Source organism: Acidovorax sp. LjRoot204 (assembly GCF_056175785.1).
On record NZ_JBGFFF010000086.1, the window covers coordinates 1 to 21211 of the forward strand.

Annotated in this window: 15 protein-coding genes; 10 read left to right on the plus strand and 5 right to left on the minus strand. The window is 66.1% G+C overall.

Going from position 1 to position 21211, the window contains the following annotated elements:
• Window positions 1–103: 103 nt before the first annotated feature.
• Window positions 104–391, minus strand: a complete 288-nt coding sequence (locus AC04MI_RS15595; RefSeq protein ID WP_056746105.1) for a hypothetical protein — start codon at window positions 389–391, stop codon at window positions 104–106.
• Between the two features lie 531 nt (window positions 392–922).
• Here AC04MI_RS15595 and AC04MI_RS15600 point away from each other — a divergent pair.
• From AC04MI_RS15600 to AC04MI_RS15615, 4 genes are all read left to right on the plus strand, one after another.
• The gene (locus tag AC04MI_RS15600; protein ID WP_476498102.1) at window positions 923–2233 is read left to right on the plus strand and encodes an HD-GYP domain-containing protein; all 1311 of its coding nucleotides are present in this window, start codon (window positions 923–925) and stop codon (window positions 2231–2233) included.
• Between the two features lie 230 nt (window positions 2234–2463).
• Window positions 2464–3402, plus strand: a complete 939-nt coding sequence (gene imuA, locus AC04MI_RS15605; protein ID WP_476498103.1) for a translesion DNA synthesis-associated protein ImuA — start codon at window positions 2464–2466, stop codon at window positions 3400–3402.
• Window positions 3365–4966: a DNA polymerase Y subunit UmuC family protein gene (locus tag AC04MI_RS15610; RefSeq protein ID WP_476498104.1), complete on the plus strand. Its 1602-nt coding sequence runs from the start codon at window positions 3365–3367 to the stop codon at window positions 4964–4966. The genes imuA and AC04MI_RS15610 overlap by 38 nt, the downstream gene beginning before the upstream one ends.
• Window positions 4967–4985: 19 nt before the next feature.
• Window positions 4986–8249: an error-prone DNA polymerase gene (locus AC04MI_RS15615; protein ID WP_476498105.1), complete on the plus strand. Its 3264-nt coding sequence runs from the start codon at window positions 4986–4988 to the stop codon at window positions 8247–8249.
• Window positions 8250–8520: 271 nt separating this feature from the next.
• Here the strand turns inward: AC04MI_RS15615 and AC04MI_RS15620 are convergent, their stop codons facing one another.
• Window positions 8521–10119: a methyl-accepting chemotaxis protein gene (locus tag AC04MI_RS15620; RefSeq protein ID WP_436077501.1), complete on the minus strand. Its 1599-nt coding sequence runs from the start codon at window positions 10117–10119 to the stop codon at window positions 8521–8523.
• Between the two features lie 415 nt (window positions 10120–10534).
• Here AC04MI_RS15620 and AC04MI_RS15625 point away from each other — a divergent pair, with 415 nt between their 5' ends.
• Window positions 10535–11353 carry an alpha/beta hydrolase-fold protein gene (locus AC04MI_RS15625; protein ID WP_436077500.1) on the plus strand — a complete coding sequence of 273 codons (819 nt, stop codon included), beginning with the start codon at window positions 10535–10537 and terminating at the stop codon, window positions 11351–11353.
• Between the two features lie 102 nt (window positions 11354–11455).
• On the opposite strand, the gene AC04MI_RS15630 is transcribed toward AC04MI_RS15625, so the two are convergent.
• On the minus strand, window positions 11456–12373 hold the full coding sequence (locus AC04MI_RS15630) for a LysR family transcriptional regulator (RefSeq protein ID WP_476498106.1): 918 nt from the start codon (window positions 12371–12373) through the stop codon (window positions 11456–11458).
• Between the two features lie 85 nt (window positions 12374–12458).
• Here AC04MI_RS15630 and AC04MI_RS15635 point away from each other — a divergent pair, with 85 nt between their 5' ends.
• Window positions 12459–13295 (plus strand): dienelactone hydrolase family protein, encoded by an 837-nt coding sequence (locus AC04MI_RS15635; protein WP_436077498.1) that lies wholly within the window; start codon window positions 12459–12461, stop codon window positions 13293–13295.
• A 34-nt stretch (window positions 13296–13329) separates the two neighbouring features.
• On the opposite strand, the gene AC04MI_RS15640 is transcribed toward AC04MI_RS15635, so the two are convergent.
• Window positions 13330–14703: a lytic murein transglycosylase gene (locus AC04MI_RS15640; protein WP_476498107.1), complete on the minus strand. Its 1374-nt coding sequence runs from the start codon at window positions 14701–14703 to the stop codon at window positions 13330–13332.
• Between the two features lie 221 nt (window positions 14704–14924).
• Here AC04MI_RS15640 and sbcB point away from each other — a divergent pair, with 221 nt between their 5' ends.
• The 3 genes from sbcB (at window position 14925) to AC04MI_RS15655 (ending at window position 19156) form a co-directional block, all read left to right on the plus strand.
• Complete coding sequence (gene sbcB, locus AC04MI_RS15645) at window positions 14925–16373, plus strand: exodeoxyribonuclease I (protein ID WP_476498108.1); 1449 nt, start codon at window positions 14925–14927, stop codon at window positions 16371–16373.
• A 168-nt stretch (window positions 16374–16541) separates the two neighbouring features.
• Window positions 16542–17789, plus strand: a complete 1248-nt coding sequence (locus AC04MI_RS15650) for a cystathionine gamma-synthase family protein (RefSeq protein ID WP_436077496.1) — start codon at window positions 16542–16544, stop codon at window positions 17787–17789.
• 38 nt (window positions 17790–17827) lie between these two features.
• A complete protein-coding gene (locus AC04MI_RS15655) occupies window positions 17828–19156 on the plus strand; it encodes a protein kinase domain-containing protein (RefSeq protein WP_436077495.1) in 1329 nt (442 codons plus the stop codon).
• A 63-nt stretch (window positions 19157–19219) separates the two neighbouring features.
• On the opposite strand, the gene AC04MI_RS15660 is transcribed toward AC04MI_RS15655, so the two are convergent.
• Window positions 19220–20449, minus strand: coding sequence for a nucleoside recognition domain-containing protein (locus tag AC04MI_RS15660; RefSeq protein ID WP_476498109.1), 1230 nt, complete (start codon window positions 20447–20449; stop codon window positions 19220–19222).
• Window positions 20450–20726: 277 nt separating this feature from the next.
• On the opposite strand from AC04MI_RS15660, the gene AC04MI_RS15665 reads away from it, so the two are divergent.
• Window positions 20727–21211 (plus strand): YebC/PmpR family DNA-binding transcriptional regulator (locus tag AC04MI_RS15665; protein WP_476498110.1); only part of this gene is annotated, 485 nt, incomplete at its 3' end.

Sequence of the window (21211 nt, forward strand, 5' to 3'; positions counted from 1 at the left end):
ACAGACTTGTTCATGGTGAAACTCCGGAAAATTCTAAAAAGAGGACTTGGGTACTGAGAGATACGGCGCAACCAGGGCGGCAGATTCAGCCACCCCTGGTGAATCAGCCGCGCTCACCCGAAGAAATCTGGCCGGTACGCACTGCTTCAGCAGCCTGGGCACGCACGGCAGCGCGGTCGGCCGTGGACTTGTAGGTCACCACACGCGAACCAGCGGGCTCGATCGAGCGGGTCTGGGCCACGGTAGCGGCTTCAGCAGCCACTTCAGCGCGGGTGCGGTTGGTTTCGAACTTGGTGGCGAACTGCGAAGCATCGGCTTCGTCAGCCTGGGCACCAAAAGAAGCGAAAGCGGCGACAGCGGCGATAGACAGGAAACGTGCGGTGTTGTTCATGATGGAAATCCTTGAAGTTAAAGAAGCGGCTCAAAAAACCGGAACAAAGCGCCAAAAACAAAGAAAGCTGCTTGGGACCGGGTTCGGTGAGTCGCCTTGCGGGTTCGGCTCATCGATGGGATGAACTGTACGCCGGTGGGGTGCAGAGAAAAACCACCGGGTCGCGAACTAACTGTTCCAGTATTGTGAACAATCAACGCGGAACTTTTCAGGGTTTACCCAAGCCTGACTGTCCGGGATCACCAAAAAGCAGGCTATCGGCGACATTGTTGAATGAAAACCCTGACGCCTATTTGGGACAATGACATTGGGGTGACAGGGGGCTTTTTCACCCCGGCGAGCCCGGGCGGGCCCAGGTCTTGGTCATGGGAATCCGGACGTGTGATCTCTGCCATGCGGCAAAAAACGAGCACGGGTAGCAGCGCCTGCTGCTTGATGTGCATCAAGATTGCATGTCGGTATCGCGTCACGCGAGTCAGTGCCCCGCAAGAGAACCCCCTATAGTGCGAAGTAACGATTTGTGTTGCTTGCATGACCGATATTCTTCTTTCAGCGGATGCCGAGGACGCTGACAGTCCCCATTACTTGCGTGCGCTGACCGACATGGCCGACCGGCGTACGGTGGTCGCAGGTGCTGCCATCTACACCGACAACGGCATCAAGCTGGTGGAGAAGGGCGCGCGCATCGACAGCCGTCTGTACGACCGCCTGGTGCAGCACAAGCTGCGCGAGCCCATTGACCGCCATCTGTCCATCGAAAACCCGGTGGACGTGCCTGCGCTGCTGGCCCTGGGCCAGACGCTGATCGAGCAGGAAACCCTGCCCGCCATGCTGGCTGAGGCGCTGGGCTCAGGTGCCCGGTTGCTGGCTCCCCTGCGGTCCCTGCCGTTGCCTTCTGCCATGGCCTGCAAGCTCACCGTGATGCGTGACCAACGGCCCACGCTGTTCCAGCACAGTCTGGTGATGACCACCGTGGCGGTATTTCTGGCGGTCAAAAGCGGGCTGAGCGAACGCGATTGCAGCACGGTGGCGGCCGCTGCGCTGCTGCATGACCTGGGTGTGCTGCACATGGACCCGGCCTGGGACGACCCGGACCACAAGGTGGTGGGGGTAGGGCGCAAGCACCTGGTGGCCCATCCCATCTCGGCCATGCTCATGATCCGCGACACGCAGGCCTACCCACGCGCTGCCGAGGTCGCTGTGCTGGAGCACCATGAGCGCATGGACGGCAGCGGCTATCCACGCGCCTTGCCAGGGGCGGATATCACGCCCATGGGCCGCATCCTGCTACTGGCCGAAGTGGTGGCTGCCTTCTACGAGAAATACGACGACATGCCCGCGCAGCGGCTGTCGCTGGTGCTGCGGCTCAATCACCGCAAGTTTCCTTCGGCACTGGTGGCGTTCATCCTGCCGCTGCTGCAGGAGGAAGTGGCCCGTGAATCGGCCTTGATGCCCCTGGGTAACGATGCGCCCCGCCAGATCGAATTGCTGGCCGAAGCCTTTGCCTATTGGGACCAACTCAAGGCGGCCTTGCCTCCAGACACGGCGGCCAAGTCTCCTGCGGGCACTGCCTTTGCGTTTACCGATTCCCGCCTCATGGCGTTGCAAAAAGCCCTGATCGAAGCGGGCTCACACCCCCGGCACCAGGGGGAATTGCTGGCGCAGCTGCAAGGCGACGCCATTGGCATGGCCGAGGTCGCCCTGGTGGGGCGCGAAGCCTTGTGGCAGCTGCAAAGCATCCTGAACGCCAGCCACCGCCGCTGGCCTCAGCTCTCGGACCGCGCCACGCCTGCCGATGCGGCAGTGGCGGACTGGTGCGACTGGGCGATGCGTACGCTGTAAGCAGACTTTCGGATTGACCTCGCCAGGGCCCCGGCCTTGGCGTCGTCGCGCACCTGGATTGGCGTGGCAGGGAGGCCTTCGCACTGGCAAAAATAGTGTGAGCAAGCCCTTGCCTGCGTCGGCCTCCTCATACCGACGTCCTTGGTGGGTCTTCGCTGCCAGGTTCACCCATTCGGCAAAATACTGGTTATATTTACAGTATTCGTGTTGCCTCAACTTCTCCCACCACCATGCCTGCGCCACGCCCCTCTTTGCGGGTTGCGTCCGATTTGCCCATCCCCGTGCCTGGGGTGTGGCATGCCGACGCGCTGGGGGCCAGCGCGCAGCGCGTATTGCCTTCGGGCCATGCYGCGCTGGAYGCSSARCTGCCGGGCGGCGGCTGGCCTGTGGGGGCCCTGAGCGAAGTGCTGCAGCCCCTGGCAGGTTTGCATGAATGGCAACTGGTGCTGCCCGCACTGGTGCAGGCCACGGCCCGGCAGAGCGGGGCGGTGGTGCTGGTGGCGCCGCCGCGCGAGCCTTTTGGCCCGGCCCTGCAGTCGCAGGGGTTGCGGGCAGAGCGGGTGTGTGTGGTGCATGCCGACTCGCCCATGGTCGCCTTGTGGGCGGCCGAGCAGGCGCTGCGCTGCCAGGGCGTGCTGGCCGTCATGGCCTGGCTGCCCCAGGCGCAGCCTGCCGCCTTGCGGCGGTTGCAACTGGCGGCGGCCCAGCAGCAGCAATTGTTGTGGGTGTTTCGTCCGGTCGATGCCCCAGGGCCTGCATCGCGGGTGTCTCAGGCGTCGCCGGCCCAATTGCGGCTGCAGGTGCAGGGGCTGGCTTTGCCAGGGGATGCCGCAGCAGCCCCCGGCATGCAGGTGCAGATCCTCAAGCGCCGGGGGCCTCCGCTGGCGCAGGCGCTCCAACTGCCGGGCTGCCACCCTCAGCTGGCGCAGGTGCTGGTGGCACAGGCCGAGCGGCGCCGCGCTGCGCAAGAGGCCGCCATTGCCCAGGTGGCGGGGCGCCAGGCCGCAGCCGCCCATGTGGCCGGGGCCTTGGCGGGTTCGCTAGCGTGCCATGTGTCCCAGGTCCAGCCTCCAGTCCACCCCGTAGGCGAGCCAGGAGGCCGACCCGGAGGCCGGCCAGAAGGGAGCAGGCATGCACTGGATCGCCCTGCCATTGCCCTGGTGCGATGAGGCCGCCGCCTTGGCGGGTACAGGCACGGATAGAAATACCGGAGTGCTGAACGCCGCCGCCGGCTGGTGGGCCTTGCGTTTCACGCCGCGTGTGGCGCTGGCCGATGGCGAGGCGGTGTTGCTGGAGGTGTCCACCACCGAACGCCTGTGGGGCGGGCGCGATGCGCTGCAGTCACTGGTGCTGCAAGCCTGGGCCGATGCGTCGGCCCGATGCGAAGGGGAGGGCGTTGCCCCTCCACCCGTCCGCAGCACTGAAGAACCTGCCCATTCCTTTGGATCGACCACAGCCCCGGTGCCCCATGCACCGACTGTGTGGGGCACAGGCCCCACCGCTCTGGTCGCTCAGGCCAGGCTGCGCATGGCATTGGCAGGGCGCCCCTGCCCGCCGCAGGGCAGTGCAGAGAACCTGCCTTTGCACACGCTGACGGCGCTGCGCCCCCATGTGGCCAGCCTGGAGCGCATGGGGTGCCGCACCTGGGGGGCGCTGCGGGCGCTGCCGCGCGCGGGCGTGGCGCGGCGCCTGGGGGCGGGCGTGCTGCAAGTGCTGGACCAGGCCCTGGGCGATGCCCCCGAGGCCCATGCCTGGCTGCAACTGCCCGAGCAGTTTGTGTTGACCACCGAGCTGCCCGCCTTGGCCGCGTCGGCTGACGCACTGCTGTGGAGCGCCAGCCGCAGCCTCACGGTCCTCCAGGCCTGGCTGCAGGCGCGCCAGCAGGGCGTGCTGGCGCTGGAGCTGGCCTGGCGCCACGACCTGCGGCGCATCGATGGTGTGGCGCTTCCCCCCACCCAGGCGCTTCAGGTGCGCACCGCCCAGGCCACCCACGACCTGGTGCACCTGCGGCGCCTGCTGGCCGAAAACCTGGCGCGCACCACGCTGGCCGCGCCGGTCAACCAGATCACGCTGCGGCTGCTCGACGCGGCCCCGTTGCCGCACCGCAGTGCCAGCCTGCTGCCCCCGGGGGAGGTGGGCGGGCGTGACCCCACAAGCCATGGCAGCACCGACCCGGCCGGTACCCCCGGCGAGGCCCTGCACCAACTGCTGGAGCGCCTGTCGGCCCGCCTGGGGGCCGACCACGTGGTGGCCCCGGTGCTGCTGGCCGACCATCGGCCCGAACGCATGCAGCAATGGCGACCGGCCGCTGAAGTGCTGGGCATGCCCTCGGCTGCGACGCGCAATGCAGCCACGCGAACACCCTCTAGTCCTGTGTCCGCGCGTGCGGACGGTGCTTCGCAGGGCATCGTCCCGGATGCCCCCTTGCTGCCCACCTGGCTGCTGAACCCGCCCCGGCAGCTGGCCGTGCAGGGCAACCGCCCCTGCCACCACGGCCTGTTGCGCTTGCTGGCCGGGCCCCACCGGTTGGAGGCGGGCTGGTGGTCTGCCACCGACGATGCGGTGGACCCAGCACACCCCAGCGCAAGCCTGGCCCTGCGCGACTACTTTGTGGCCCACAACGACGTGGCGGGACTGGTGTGGGTGTTTCGCGAGCGCCTGGCGCCTGCGCTGGATGGCACGCCAGCGGTGGCTCGCCCACACCGCTGGTTCTTGCACGGAATCTTTGGGTGAGCGGGCAGGGTGGTTGTCCATGGGTTTGACGCGCCGACATCCTTCACAGGCCACTGCGGTGCCAGGCCCCGCAGCGGGCGCGGGCGAGCTGCCGGGCTATGCCGAGCTGCATTGCCTGTCCAACTTCAGCTTTCAGCGCGGCGCATCGCACCCGCAAGAGCTGGTCACGCGTGCTGCCCAACTCGGCTACCAGGCGCTGGCGCTGACGGACGAATGCTCCGTGGCCGGCGTGGTGCGCGCCTGGGGGGCGGCCAAGGCGTGTGGCCTGCACCTCATCGTGGGCAGCGAGTTTTTGTGGGGTGACCTGCGGCTGGTGGCGCTGGCGCGCGATGCCGAGGGCTGGGGCAACCTGTGCGAGTTCATCACCGCCGCCCGAGCCGCTGCGCCCAAGGGGCAATACCGCGTGGGTGCGGACAGCCCCTGGCACTTGCTGCAGGGGTGCGAGCTGCTGCTGGCACCATGCCGTCAGCGCTTTGATGCTTCTGATTTTGTAGCGATCAGCGCATGTATCACTAGCGCTACCGGCCAGTTAGGCTCTCAAAAGGCTCCGCATGTGTGGCTGGCGGTCGAATTGCACCAGGCCGCCGACGACAGCCTGTGGCTGGCCACGCTGCAGCGCATGGGCGCTGCACTGCAGCTGCCGCTGGTGGCGGCGGGCGACGTGCACATGCACGCCCGCTCGCGCAAGCCGTTGCAGGATGTGATCACCGCCGTGAAGCGCGGCTGCACCGTGGCCGAGTGCGGCTTTGCGCTGCAGCCCAACGCCGAGCGCCACCTGCGCCAGCGCGTGCGGCTGGCAGGCATCTACCCGCCCGAGTTGCTGGCGGCCACACTTGTCGTGGCCGGGCGCTGCACTTTCAGCCTGAGTGAGATCCAGTACCGCTACCCGCTGGAGACCGTGCCCGATGGCATGACACCTGCCCAGGCGCTTGCTTGGCTGGTAGAGCTGGGCGTGCGAAGCCATTACCCGCTGGGCGCGCCCGAGGGCGTGCAGGCGCAGATCCGCAAAGAGCTCGATCTGATCGCGCACTGCGGGTATGAGATGTATTTCCTGACCGTGCACGACATCGTGCGGTTTGCGCGCAGCGTGGGCATCCTGTGCCAGGGCCGGGGCTCGGCGGCGAACTCGGTGGTCTGCTACGTGCTGGGCATCACGGCGGTGGCCCCCGAGCAGTCCCACCTGCTGTTCGAGCGCTTCATCAGCAAGGAGCGCAGCGAGCCGCCCGACATCGACGTGGACTTCGARCACGACCGGCGCGAAGAGGTCATCCAGTACATCTACRASAARTACGGCCGCGASCGCGCCGCCATCGCSGCCGTSGTCAYCTGCTACCGCRCSCGCAGYGCCYTGCGCGACGTGGGCAAGGCCCTGGGCGTGGCGCCCGCCCTGGTCGATGCGTTTGCCAAAGACCACCACTGGTTTGACGAAACCTTTGCCACCGACCGCCTGCAGGAGCTGGCCCAGGCGGTGGGCGTGTCGCTGCACCGGCACACCGCCCGGCTGTGGCTGGAGCTGGCTGCCGACCTGAAGGACTTTCCGCGCCACCTGAGCCAGCATGTGGGCGGCTTTGTGCTGACCGAGGGCAAGCTCACGCGGCTGGTGCCGGTGGAGCCCGCCAGCATGAAGGACCGCTCCGTCATCCAGTGGGACAAGGACGACCTGGATGAGATGAAGCTGCTCAAGGTCGATGTGCTGGCCCTGGGCATGCTCAGCGCGCTGCGCCGCTGCCTGAACCTGCGCGCAGCCCTGCGCGGCGAGCACTGGGGCCTCAAGGAAATCCCGCGCGAAGACCCCGCCACCTACGACATGATCTGCGCCGCCGACACCGTGGGCGTGTTCCAGATCGAAAGCCGCGCCCAGATGAGCATGCTGCCCCGCCTGCAGCCGCGTGAGTTTTACGACCTGGTGGTCGAGGTCGCCATCGTGCGCCCCGGCCCCATCCAGGGGGGCATGGTGCACCCGTATCTGCAGGCGCGCGAGCGCCGGCGCAAGGGCGAGCCTCTGCAACTGGAAAAGCCGGAGCTGGAGGACGCCCTGGCGCGCACGCTGGGCGTGCCCATCTTCCAGGAGCAGGTGATGCAGATCGCCATGATCGCGGCGGGCTTCACCCCCGGCATGGCCGACGACCTGCGCCGCTCCATGGCCGCCTGGAAGCGCAAGGGGGGCGTGCATCGCTTTGAAGAGCCTCTCAAACAAGGCATGAAAGACCGGGGCTATCCCGCCGAATTTGCCGACCGCATCTTCCAGCAGATGCTGGGCTTTGGCGAATACGGCTTTCCTGAAAGCCACGCCCACAGCTTTGCGCTGCTGGCCTATGCCAGCAGCTGGCTCAAGTGCCACGAGCCCGCATGCTTTTTGGCGGCGCTGCTCAACTCGTTGCCCATGGGCTTTTACAGCGCCTCGCAACTCGTGCAGGACGCCCGCCGCCACGGCGTGCGCGTGCTGCCCATCGACGTGACCGTGAGCGACATCGACTGCACGCTGGAGGGCAACCCCGAGCCGCTGCGCCCCGCACGCGGCCTGGGCGCACCGCCGCTGCCCCAGCCCGCCGTGCGCCTGGGCCTTCGGATGGTCAGCAGCCTGCACACAGACGCCGCCAAACGCCTGCTGCAAGCACGCGCCACAGGCCCCGCCTTTGCCACCACCGAAGACCTGGCCCTGCGTGCCCAACTGAGCCAGCAAGACCTGCAAGCCCTGGCAGCCGCCGATGCCCTGGCCAGCCTGTCGGGCCACCGGCGCCAGCAGATGTGGGACGCCGCCGCCCAGCACAGCGCGCCGCCCCTGTGGCGCGACGTGCCTGTGCACGAGGCCCCGCTGCAACTGCCCGAGGCGCCCGAGGGCGAAGAAATCCTGTTCGACTACGCCGCCACTGGCCTCACGCTACGTCGCCACCCCTTGGCCCTGTTGCGCCCCCGCCTGGCCCGCTGGCGCCTGCAAACCGCCCTGCAACTGCACAGCGCCGCCCACGGCCGCAAGGTGCGCGCCTGCGGCATCGTCACCGTGCGCCAGCGCCCTGGCACCGCCAAGGGCACCATGTTCGTCACGCTGGAGGACGAAACCGGCCCCGTCAACGTCATCGTCTGGCCCGCCCTGGTCGATGTGTGGCGCAATGCGCTGCTGCGGTCACAGCTGCTGGCGGTGGAAGGGGTGTGGCAATGCAGCGCCGGCCCACCCGGCAGCACGGCGGTGGTGCGCCACCTGGTGGCCCAGCGCTTCAAGGACCTGACACCCCTACTGGGCCGCATGGGGCAGGCGCTGCAGGGGAGCCGGGATTTCCATTGAAGGAGAGTTTCCGAGGCTCGTAGTGGGGATGGCAGTCAGGCTAAACAGCGGCCCATGGGGCTTGCGCGCCGCCAGTCCCTCCAACGCCTGGCACTCTAGATAGAGCGCTTGGCTGCTGTATGCAGCCGTTGAAGACGGGGCTCCAAAAGAAAGCCCGCACGAGGCGGGCCAAGAGTGAGGGTGTCGGCAAAGGGCAAAGCCGACGGCCGATAGTAGCGGCCTTGGCGTGCCAAGCCCACCCGACGATGGTCGTATTTCGCAGGTTGCAATCCTATTGAAGGCGAGGCGCAGCGAACGATAGCCCAGGCATGCGTGCCAAAGCTCCCCGACCACCAGGCAATTTGAAGAACGCGACCGCACTGACAAGTTCTGCAGCCTGATTGTTCAAGCTGCTGGCAGCGGCTGCCATCTCTTCCACCAACGCGGCATTCTGTTGGGTGACCTGGTCCATTTGGGTCACAGCTTCGCCCACCTGCGCCACGCCCTGGCTTTGCTCTTGGCTGGCAGCGCTGATCTCACCCATGAGGTCCGTCACCCGCTTGATGGCGCCAACCACTTCCGTCATCGTCGTGCCTGCTTGGTCCACCAGGGTTGTGCCCTGACTCACTCTCGAAACGCTGTCATCGATCAGCGTTTTGATCTCTTTGGCCGCATCTGCGCTGCGCTGTGCCAAGTTGCGCACCTCGGTGGCCACCACGGCAAAACCGCGGCCTTGCTCGCCGGCCCGTGCAGCTTCCACCGCTGCGTTCAGTGCCAGGATGTTGGTCTGGAACGCAATGCCATCGATGACGCTGATGATGTCCGCAATTCTCTTGCTGCTGTAGTTGATGCCCTTCATGGTTTCGACGACCTGACCGACCACCTCRCCCCCTTGTATTGCGACCGTAGAGGCGCTCATTGCCAGCTGGTTGGCCTGGCGTGCGTTGTCTGCGTTTTGCCGGACGGTGGAGTTCAGCTCTTCCATGGACGCCGCAGTCTCTTCCAGCGCGCTGGCCTGTTGCTCCGTGCGGGCGCTCAGATCGTGGTTGCCCTGGGCAATTTCTGAGGAGGCCGTAGACACGTTCTCAGAGTTTTGCCGAACCATGCTCACGGTGTTCACCAGGCTTTGCTGCATGCGCTCCAGCGCTGCCATGAGCTGTCCCGTTTCATCCGTACTAGTGACCTGGATGGTGGTGCTCAGGTCACCACCAGCCACATGCTCTGCCAGTTGCACAGCTTGGGCCAACGGGCGCGTGATGGAGCGCACCAGCAAGAGGGCTGTCACCACGGCCAGCACTATCGCAAGGGTCGAGATCAGCAGCAGCGTTGCGCGTGCATTGGCATAGGTTGCCTCCGACTCTGCCCGGGATGCCTCCGAGCCGTCGCTATTGATCTTTACCAGCTGGTCCAGCGTCTCCATGGTCAGATCAAACAGCTTCTTGGACTCACCCTCCACGAGACTCCGTGCCTGATCGTTTTCGTTCTTGCGCGAGAGTGCAAGCACGCGGTCATCCACCTCACGGTACCGCTTCCATTGCTGCACGAGCTGGTCATATGCCTTGCGCTCGTTGTCCCCGCTGATGAGCTTCTCGTAGGCCTTCAATGACTGATCCAGTTTCTGCCGGTCGGTCACTACCTTCTTGTCAATCGCCTCCATCGCCGCCGCGTCGGTATTCATGACATGACCCAATACGGTCATGCGTGCCACCAACAGCTGCGAGTCCATCTCATTGGCTGCCCGCACACTGGGGAGCCAGTTGTCCGCAATTTCCACGGTGGCTGACCGCATGGTGGAGAGCTGGAGGGCAGCCAGCCCTGCAAGCCCCATCAGCAGCAATATCAGGGTGGCAAATGCACCGTACAGGCGGGTCGAGATTTTCAGATTTTTCATGTCGGCATCTTTCTGGATGGTCTTGTCTCGACAGGATTCCTTGAATCCTCTCTAACCCAGTTAGTGACGGCGGGGCGTTGGGCCTGACCTTCAACGGCCTGTTTTCACCTGCCGCTAAGGTTGTAGCCTGTCGATTTAATCAAATTTATTATATTAATCATTTAACAGTGAGAGGCAAGATCATTTTTCGGTTTCTGTCCGGCATTCGGACCGACCCTTCAGGTGTGCTCCGCGAGCCGGAATCGAGCGTCTTCTGTTCCCGGGCCCTCGTTCTTGGCAGCATGAAGCGGCTGGTTTAACTTGGTCTTAAGGAATTTGTCTGTCGCCCACGCAGCCGTGTGCCGCGCGGGGCCCCTAAGATGGCCAGGGTGTGTCGCATTCACCCGCCACCATGGCGCACCAGGAGGAACCACACATGGGCACGAAGTTTCAGCACGCGCGCAGAAGTGCGCTCATTTGCGCGGCGTCCGCCGTCCTGACCGCCTGCGGAGGCGGAGGGGCCGGCGACGGTGCAGGGCCCGCCGCATCAGGCCAGGTGATCAACTCCACCATCAAGTCGGTTGCCAATGGCAACACGTACGCCATTCAGGTTTTCTTGCCAGAGTCGTACGCCAACAGCACGACCGTTTTGCCTGTGATCTACGCGACCGAAGGGGACGCTCCGTACGGGGGCGCCAATCGCTCGCGCTTTGACACGTTCAAAGAGGTCATGCAGCGCCGGGGTACCCAGGCTGTTTTGGTTGGCATTGGGGGAACGGCCTGGAGGGGCACTGACTTTCTCATGCCCGGCGCAACGAAGTACCTCGACTTTCTGGTGAAAGAACTGGCGCCAACCATTGAGAGCCAGTACCGGATTGATCGCAAACGAAGGGCGTTGTCGGGCTTGTCCCATGGTGGGTACTTCGTTCTGGCCGCGTTGATACTGGAGGCGCGTGCAGGTGTGCCCCCCAGTTTTTCATACTACCTGTCGACAGAGTGCAGCGTGGGGGAGCACACCAGCCCGGCGGGGGTCTTAGCGTTTGAAAAGCAGATTGATGGAAAGGCTGTGCCAGCGACCTTGTTCCTTGCGGGTGCGAGTGGCGGCAACCACCCACTGATCGGTATCCCTGTTTTCAATCAGATCGCCTCTCAGAACCTACCGGGCCTGGTATCGCTCAAGGCCGAGTACAACACTTCGCATGTCGGTGCGGATGTGCCTGCATTGGAAGATGCGTTGAAGCGGTTCTTTTCCTAGGCGGGCGTTGTGCTGCGGCGCCTGCACCTGCGCCAGCGTCCGGGGTCACGAACCAATGCACTTTTCTCGGTCATCGCCACGTGCAGACATCGGGTCATCCCTTCATGACTCCAGCTTCACCAGTCGATGCAGCGGTGCCCCTTTGGCTCCCGCAACCACCGCCTCTATCAACGCCCGTGCGGGCACTGACAGCGCTCGGTCCCTCTGCTGCATCACAAACACCTCGCGCTGCACGGTAGGGCGCAGGGGCGAAAAGCGCAAATCGGCAGCATCCCTGTGCGATGCGCCCAGTGCGGACATCACCGCAATGCCCACGCCAGCCCGTGCCATGGCCAATTGCAGGGCGAGGCTGGAGACTTCCACCCCATGGTCCATGTGTGCCACCAGGTCAGAGCCTTGCGCGCGCAGCACGCTGACGATGCTGGTGTCGCTGCCTTCCTTCAGCAGAGGCAGGTCGCCCAGTGTTTCGGTACGGACCCAGGCCTTGAGCTGGTGCAGCTGGGGGTTGAACAGCAGGMCTAAAGGCGCACTCAGCAGCTTGGTGCAGCGCAGGGCCTCGGTGCGGCCTACGGGGGAGCCAATGCCGAAGTCCACTTCGCCTTGTGCCACGCGGCGGGTGATGCCCTGGCTGTTGTCGTTGACCACGCGCACCCGCACGCCAGGGTGTGTTTTTACGAAGGACTGGAGGGTGTCGGGCAGCACGGTGCAACCAAAGGCCTCGCCCACTGCCAGGCTGACCGAGCCGCTTTGGCCCGTGGCTTCACCCTGGATCAGGGCGGCGGCCTCCGTCAGGTCGTGCAGCAACCGTTGGGCGACGGGCAGGAATCGCTCACCCTCTGGCGTCAAGGCCAGTTGGCGGGTGGTGCGCAGGAAGAGCGCGACCCCCAGCTGGCTCTCAAACTCTTGCAGCGCTCGGGTGAGCGCGGGCTGGCTGATGTGCAGGGCCTCGCTGGCGCGCGAGATGTTGCCCACGGCGGCGGTGGTCACAAACATGCGCAGCTGGCGTTGGGTGAGATTCATAATGATTGGCTATGAATTGCACTAATTGATGCATTGGACAGGAATTGTGCCGCTTTCTACAGTGCAACCCCAAAGGAGTTGCACCATGAAAAAATTCTCGACCCTGTCTCTGGCCATCCTGTTGTCTCTGGGCCTCCATGCGGCCCAAGCTCAAATACCGGCAGGGGAGGTCAAGGGCACCGCGACGGCCCATACCGAGGCGTCTGCCAAAGGCGTGATGGCAGGGGCGCAGCTGGTGTTGCCCGCCCAGGCCACCGGAGGCGCCGCCTATGTGGGGGCGTTCAAGGATGCGCCCGCCACGGTGCGCAACAAGGTGCCGGTGGTGGTGTTCCTGCATGGCTCGTCGGGCCTGGGGCTCAAGGCCATTGGCGAATGGCAGCAATGGCTGGGCAGCCTGGGCATTGCCAGCGTGGCGCCCGACTCCTTTGCGCTGCCCGACCGCGTGACCTACAAGTCGCCTGCCAGCAAGGAGGTGTACGAAAAAATCCACGCGCTGCGCCGGTCGGAGATCACCCTGGCACTGCAGGCCTTGCAGTCCCAGCCCTGGGCGGACATGCAGCGCCTGGTGCTGGCAGGCACCAGCGAGGGCGCGACGGCTGTGGCCCGCTACGGGGGTGCCGAATTTGCGGGCCGCATCATCTTTTCGTGGAGTTGCGAGGGCAACTACTTTGTGGAGCGGCCTGACACGGCCGTGGTGCCGGGGCAGCAGGTGCTGAACATCATCAGCTCGACCGACCCCTTCTTCTCACCCACCAACACCTGGCTGGGCAACGCCTCGGCCAGCGGTCATTGCGCCCGGGCCTTCAAAGACCATCCGCAGGCCAGCGTGGTGTTGATCCCCGGCGCGCCCCACACGCTGCTGAATCTGCGGGCGGCGCGGCAGCCGGTGCAGGGCTTTCTGGTGGACTTATTGAAGCCCTGAAAAACACGGGCGACCTGCAGGTGCCGTGCGGCCTTCAGGGCGCCTGCAGCTTTTGCAGCAGTTCCAGCGTCGGATACCCGTCAGCCACCACGCCCAGGCTGCGCTGGTAGCCGCGCAGGCCTGCGCGGGTGGCGGGGCCCATCACGCCGTCGGGGGTTCCTGCGGCAAAGCCTTTGCGGTTCAGGGCTTCTTGTAGGGCTTGCAGTTGTGCGCGCGACAGCGGCTCGATGTCGCGGGGCCATGGGGCGGCCACCGGCCCCCCGCCGTCGATTTGCCGCGCCAGCAGCGCCACGCCCAGCGCGTAGTTGACCGAGTTGTTGTAGCGCAGGATGGTGCGAAAGTTGTTGCCCACCAGAAACGCCGGGCCCCGTGCACCCGCAGGGGTAACGATGGAGGCCCCGGCCATATCGGGCAGCGGCGCCCCGTCGATGGACCGCAGCCCTTCGGACTCCCACTGGGCCATTGTCTGGCGCACGGYGGGGTCGGCGCGGGCGTGGTCGAACGTGGGGGGCAACTGCACTTCGGCCCCCCAAGGCTCGCCAGATTTCCAACCCGACCGGGCAAGGAAATGTGCGGTGGAAGCCGTCACATCCGGCACGCTGCCCCAGATGTCGCGGTGCCCGTCGCCGTCGGCATCCACAGCGTAGGCCAGGAACACCGAGGGCAGGAACTGGGTGTGCCCCATGGCCCCGGCCCATGATCCGATCATGCGGTCGGCGGCGATGTCGCCCTGGTCGATGATGYGCAGCGATGCCAGCAGCTCGGTCTGCGCCCAGGCGCGGCGGCGGCCTTCGTACGCCAGTGTGGCCAGTGCATCCACCGTGCGGAAGGTGCCAAAGTTGCTGCCGTAGTTGCTCTCCATGCCCCAGATGGCGGTGATGACGCTGGCCGGCACGCCGTAGCGGGCGGCGGCCGCCTGCAGGGCGGTGCTGTGCGCCGCCAATTGCGCTTGGCCCTGGGCGATGCGCTGGGGGGAGACGGCGCTGTCGAGGTACGCCCATGGGGTGCGGGTGAACTCTGGCTGGGCGCGGTCCAGCTCGACCACGCGGGGCAGCCACTGCGCCTTGCCCAGCACGTCGCGCACAGTGGCGGGGCGAATGCCCGCCTCCAGCGCCTGGGCCGAAAAGCTGCTCAGCCATTGGGCAAAGCCGGCCGTGTGGTCGGCATCGGGACTGGCCTGCTGCGGTGTGGCGGCTGTGGTGGGCGACGCTGTGGGCGGTGTGGCCGCAGCCACAGGTTTTGCTGCGGGTGTGGGGGTGGGGCTGGGGGCTGACGCGCAGCCCGCGAGGGCGAGGGCGAGGGCAGCTGCCAGGGCCACTCCGGCAACGCCTGTGGGGGCGTGGGAAGCGGCGACGGGCACGGCGGGGGCGCGCCCCAGGGAGCAAGGGGAAGCAATGAAACTGGGCATGCGCCATTGTCCCGCGTGCCAGCCTGCGTACGGGGTGCGAATGTGCATCAGTCCGTATGGTGAATATGCTTACTATGTTTTTGATAGCTGCTTGCACATGTTCCACTAGCGCTTGCGGCCAAAAACACTGAAAAATGCGGTTACAGTGGCACCTTGATCGCCTTGCGCCCCGCCCGCCGTGCGCGAGCCTCCGCCTGCAGCCCCCTGTTAGCCTACCGACCATGGCGCCCCACACCTTTCTCTGGCACGACTACGAAACCTTTGGCGCCAACACGCGCCGCGACCGGCCTGCGCAGTTCGCGGCCATCCGCACCGATGCCGAGCTGAATGAAATCGGCGAGCCGCTGATGCTGTATTGCCAGCCCGCCAACGACTATCTGCCCGACCCGGTGTCGTGCCTCATCACCGGCATCACGCCCCAGCAGTGCCTGGAGCAGGGCGTGCCCGAGCACCAGTTTGCCGCGCGCATCGAGTCCGAGTTTGCGCAGCCCGGCACGATTGGCGTGGGCTACAACACCATCCGGTTTGACGATGAGATCACGCGCTTCATGTTCTGGCGCAACCTCATCGACCCTTATGCGCGCGAGTGGCAAAACCAGTGCGGCCGCTGGGACCTGCTGGACGTGGTGCGCATGACCTATGCGCTGCGGCCCGATGGCATCACCTGGCCCAAGAAGGAAGACGGCGTGACGCCCAGCTTCAAGCTGGAGCACCTGTCCAAGGCCAACGGCCTGCAGCATGATGCCGCGCACGATGCACTGTCGGACGTGCGCGCCACCATTGCGCTGGCACGGCTGATCCGCCAGCACAACACCAAGCTSTTCGACTTYGCCYTCAGCCTGCACAAGAAGGACCGCGTGGCCGCCGAACTGCGGCTGCCCGCCACCACGGCCACGGCGCGGGCGTTTTTGCATGTGTCGGGCATGTTCCCCACCGAGCGCGGCTGCCTGGCTGTGATGTGGCCGCTGGCCAGCCAYCCSACCAACAARAACGARCTGATCGCCTGGGACCTGGCCCACGACCCACGCGAGCTGGCCACGCTGAATGTGGAGGACATCCGCCTGCGCATGTTCAGCAAGGCCGACGCGCTGCCCGAGGGCGTCACGCGCCTGCCCATCAAGACCATCCACCTGAACAAGTCGCCCATGGTGGTGGGCAATGTGAACACGCTCACGCCCGCGCTGGCGCAGCGCTGGGGCATCGACCTGGCCCAGGCCGCACAGCACGCCGAGGTGGCGCGCGCGCTGCCCGACATGAGCGGCATCTGGCCGGCGGTGTTTGCCCGCCCGCAAGAGCCGGCACCGGATGTGGACCAGGACCTGTACGGCGGTTTTGTGGGCAACAACGACCGGCGCCTGTTGAACGACCTGCGCACCCTGAGCGGCGACCGACTGGCCAAGGCGCGTGCGAACTTTGATGACCCGCGCCTGGCCGAACTGCTGTGGCGCTACCGGGCGCGCAACTTTCCGCAGACGCTGTCGCCCGAGGAGCAGGAACGCTGGGAGGCGCACCGCGCCGCCTGCCTGTTTGACGGGCAGGGCGGGGCGCGCACGGTAGAGCAGTTGTTCACCGAAATCGACGAACTCTCGGAGACCGCCGACGACGAGCGGACGCAGGACATCCTGGGCGCCTTGTACGATTACGCTGAACACATCGCACCTGAACGGTAGCCATCGAGAGAAGCCCCCCTGAGGCGCTGCGCGCCTTCCCCCGGAGGGGAACGCAACCGGTGGCCTGGCAGAGCCAGTTCCAAGGGTGCGCTGGCGTCAAGGGCGCGCCGGTATTTATCGTTTTGCCTTGCACGTAGACCAGTTGACACAGAGCAGCCGTAGATTTTTATGACGACACCKCAGAACCACAGTTTCACCACCCAGATCGTGCACGCCGACCGCCTGGGCGGCGCCGAGCACGGGGCCATCCACAAGCCCATCCACACCTCGGTGCAGTACGGCTACGAGAAGGTCGAGGATCTGATCGCCGTCTTCCAGGGCACGGCCAAGGGCGGCTTCAACTACGCGCGCCAGGGCACCCCCACCACGGCGGCGCTGGAGGCCAAGATCACGCAGATGGAGCGCGGGCACGGCTCCATCGTGTTCTCCACCGGCATGGCGGGCATCTGCGCGGTGTTCCTCACCCTGCTCAAGGCGGGCGACCATCTGGTGGCCAGCCAGTTTGTGTTTGGCAACACCAACAGCGTGTTTGGCACGCTGGCCGACCTGGGCATTGAAGTGACCACGGTGGACGTGACCGACGCGGCCAATGTGGCTGCCGCGCTGCGCCCCAACACCCGCATGGTGTTTGTCGAAACCATTGCCAACCCCGGCACGCAGATCCCCGACCTGGAAGGTATTGGCGCGCTGTGCCAGCAGCGCGGCGTGCTGTACGTGGTGGACAACACCGTGGCCTCGCCCTACCTGTTCCGCGCGGCCACGGTGGGCGCGGGCCTGGTGGTCAACTCGCTCACCAAGAGCATTGGCGGGCAGGGCGACGCGCTGGGCGGCGCCATCACCGACACGGGCCTGTACGACTGGTCGGGCTATCCCAACATCTTTGCGGCCTACCGCAAGGGCGACGCGAAGGGCTGGGGCCTGCAGCAGCTGCGCAAAAAGGGCCTGCGCGACATGGGCGGCACGCTGTCGTCCCACGCCGCCCACCAGCTGGCCCTGGGCGCGGAGACTTTGTCGCTGCGCATGGACCGCACCAGTGCCACCGCCCTGGCGCTGGCGCAGCGGCTGGAGGCGCACCCGGCCGTCTCGCGCGTGCTGTACCCCATGCTGCCCTCGCACCCGCAGCACGCCTTTGCGCGCAAGCACCTCAAGGCGGGCTCGTGGCTGCTGTCGTTCGAGCTGCGCAACCCCGACCAGTGCCTGGCCGTGTGCAACCGCCTGCAGTTGCCCATCAAGGCCACGGGGCTGGCTGACACGCGCACGCTGATCATCCCGGTGGCGCACACCATCTTCTGGGAGGCCGGCCCCGCCGTGCGCGCCACCATGGGCATTGCCGACAGCATGATCCGCCTGTCGGTGGGCCTGGAAGAGGCGGAAGACCTGCTGGCCGACTTTGAGCAGGCGCTGGCCGGAGCCTGACCCCACCTGAACTGCCCACCCTGACCGGGAGCCCCGCCATGGCCACTGCCACCTCTGCACCGCCCGCCAACATCGGCAAGTACCGCATCGAGCGTGAACTGGGGCGGGGCGCCAGTGGCATCGTGTACCTGGGGCTCGACGGCTTCCGGGGCCGCAAGGTAGCCATCAAGCAGACCCACGCGCACCTGCTGAAGGTGCCCGAGCAGGCCGAGCGCTACCGCAAGCTGCTGCGCAACGAGGCCGCGCTGTCGGGTCGCCTGCGCCACCCCAACATCGTGCGCCTGCTGGATGCGGACGAAGAAGCGCTGCCGCCCTATCTGGTGCTCGAATACGTGGATGGCCAGCCGCTGTCCGACTTTGCAACGCCCGACACCTTGCTGCCCGTGCCCCAGGTGCTGGACATTGCCTTCAAGTGCTGCAACGCGCTCGAATACGCCTACCGCGAGGGCCTGGTGCACCGCGACATCAAGCCCGCCAACCTGATGCTGGCGCGCGGCGGCGATGTGAAGCTGACCGACTTTGGCGCCGCCCTGTCGCTGCGCAGCGATGCCACGCAGCTGTCCGGGCTGGTGGGGTCGCCCTCGTACATGTCGCCCGAACAGGTGCGCGAGCAGGACCTCACCCACCACAGCGACATGTTTTCGCTGGCCGTGGTGGTGTACGAGCTGCTCACCGGCCGCCGCCCGTTTGATGGCGACACCGACTTCGCCACGCTCTACAAGATCAGCAACGAGACGCCCACCCGGCCCAGCCTGCTGCGGGCGTCCCTGCCAGCGCATGTGGACGAGGTGCTGCTGCGTGCGCTGGCCAAGCAGCCCGCCGACCGCTTTGCCACCTGGGCCGACTTTGCCCAGGCGCTGCTGGCCGCGCACCGGGGCCTGCCCCGCCAGAAGTCGCAGGACACCGAGGCTGAGCGCTTTGCGCGCCTGCGGGCGCTGCCGTTTTTTGCCGACTTTCACGACGTGGCGCTGTGGGAGCTGATGCGCCTGGGCAGCTGGCGCCGGCTGGAGCGGGGCACGGTGCTGATGCGCGAGAACACGCCCGGCGACTCGTTCTGCATCCTCATCGAAGGCCAGGTGGCCGTCAGCCGCCAGGGCTGGAACCTCAGCACCCTGGGCCCCGGCGTGACCTTGGGCGAGATGGCCTACCTGCGCCCCGACAACCGCATCCGCACCGCCACCGCCGTGGCCGAGACCGAGGTGCTGGTGCTCAAGGTGCGCAACCCTGCGCTGCGCGAGGCGTCGGAGGATTTGCAGTCGCGCTTTGACAAGGCCTTCATCAAGCTGCTGGTCGGGCGGCTGATTGCCACCAACGAGCAGCTGGCTGAGTGGGAACTGGTGGCTGCGCCAGGGCCCGCTGGCGGTTGATACCCTGATTGCTACTTAATTGATAGCTGCCAGGGCATATTGCTCTAGCGCTACCAGCAAAAACTATCCAAAAAACCGGTAGCACACCRCAATSGCSGCCACCACGCCCGCCAGCTCGGCCAGCAAGGCGCAGCCCACGGCGTGCCGGGCGCGCTGAATGCCCACGGCCCCAAAGTACACGGCCAGCACGTAGAACGTGGTTTCGGTGCTGCCCTGGATGGTGGCGGCGGCCAGGGCGGCGAAGCTGTCTACGCCCTGGGTCTGCATGGTCTCGATGAGCATGGCGCGCGCCGCGCTGCCTGAGAACGGCTTGACCAGGGCGGTGGGCAGCGCGTCCACAAACCGGGCGTCGGCGCCCAGCGTGGTCACGCACCAGCGGATGCCATCCAGCACATAGCCCAGCGCGCCCGAGGCCCGGAACACGCCCACGGCGCACAGCATGGCCACCAGATAGGGCAGCAGGCCCTTGGCCACGTCAAAGCCCTCGCGCGCCCCCTCGATGAATGCCTCGTACACCGGCACCTTGCGCCACGCGCCCAGCGCCACAAACAGCACGACCAGCGCAAACAGCGTGAGGTTGCCCAGCAGCGACGACAGGGATGCCAGTGCGGCGGCACTCAGCGTGGTCAGCAGCGCCATGAACCCGCCCAGCACCAGCGCCACGGGCAGCAGGTAGGCCAGCACCACGGGGCTCCACAGTGGCAGGCGCTGCACCACGGCCACGCTCAGCAGCCCCACCAGGGTGGAGGCAGACGTGGCCAGCAGGATGGGCAGGAAGACCAGCGTCGGGTCGGGCGCGCCCTGCTGCATGCGGTACATGAAGATGGTCACSGGCAGCAGCGTGAGCGACGAGGCGTTGAGCACCAGGAACAGGATCTGCGCGTTGGTGGCGGTATCGGGCTCGGGGTTCAGCTCCTGCAGCGCCTTCATGGCCTTSAGGCCSATGGGCGTGGCCGCGTTGTCSAGCCCGAGGGCGTTGGCGGCAAAGTTCAGCGTCATCAGGCCCAGGGCAGGGTGGCCCCGGGGCACACCCGGCATCAGGCGCAGGAACAGCGGGGCCAGCCACCGGGCCAGGGCATCGACCAGGCCCGCCCTCTCGGCAATCCGCAAAAAGCCCAGCCACAGCGTGAGGGTGCCAAACAACAGCACCATCACCTCAACCGACAGTTTGGCCATGGCAAACAGCGCTTCGACCATGGCTGCAAAAATCTGGGCGTTGCCCCCCACCAGCCATTGGGCCAGGGCCGCGATGGCCGCCGTGAGGAAAAAGCCCAGCCAAAGGGTGTTGAGCATCAGTGCACCGGGCAGGGGTCAAAGGAAGGAGCTGTGCGCATGTCGCCGAGGTTAACTGCACCGCTGCGTGCGGCTGATAAAGAGCGTGGCGGAAGGGCAACGATAGTGTCCTTGGTGGTCAGTGGTACCCTATAGGGTTCGGTCTGAAGTTGCACTCCCATCCTCTGGGGGCTGTTCGGGAGGCGTATTTCCTCCCGGCGGCTCCTGCATGGCTGCAGCAACTCCCACACACGGCGCCCCAGCGCGCCGCATTCACATCAAGGAAAAGAGATCCATCATGGGCGCGCAGTGGAAAGCAAAAGGCAAGGCACAGGTGGCCGACGCCAAGGGCAAGCTGTTTGGCAAGCTGGTCAAGGAAATCACCGTGGCTGCACGCGGCGGTGCCGACCCGGCCAGCAATGCCCGCCTGCGCCTGGTGGTGGAGCAGGCTCGCAAGGCCTCCATGCCCAAGGACACGCTGGAGCGTGCCATCAAGAAGGGCTCGGGCACCGGCGCGGACGCGGTGAACTACGAACGCGTGATCTACGAAGGTTTTGCCCCCCATCAGGTGGCCGTGATGGTTGAATGCCTGACCGACAACGTGAACCGCACGGCCCCCGAGATGCGCGTGCTGTTCCGCAAGGGTCAGCTGGGCACCTCGGGCTCGGTGGCCTGGGACTTCAACCATGTCGGCATGATCGAAGCCGAGCCAGCCACCCCCGATGCTGACCCCGAACTGGCCGCCATCGAGGCCGGTGCGCAGGACTTTGAAGCGGGCGACGA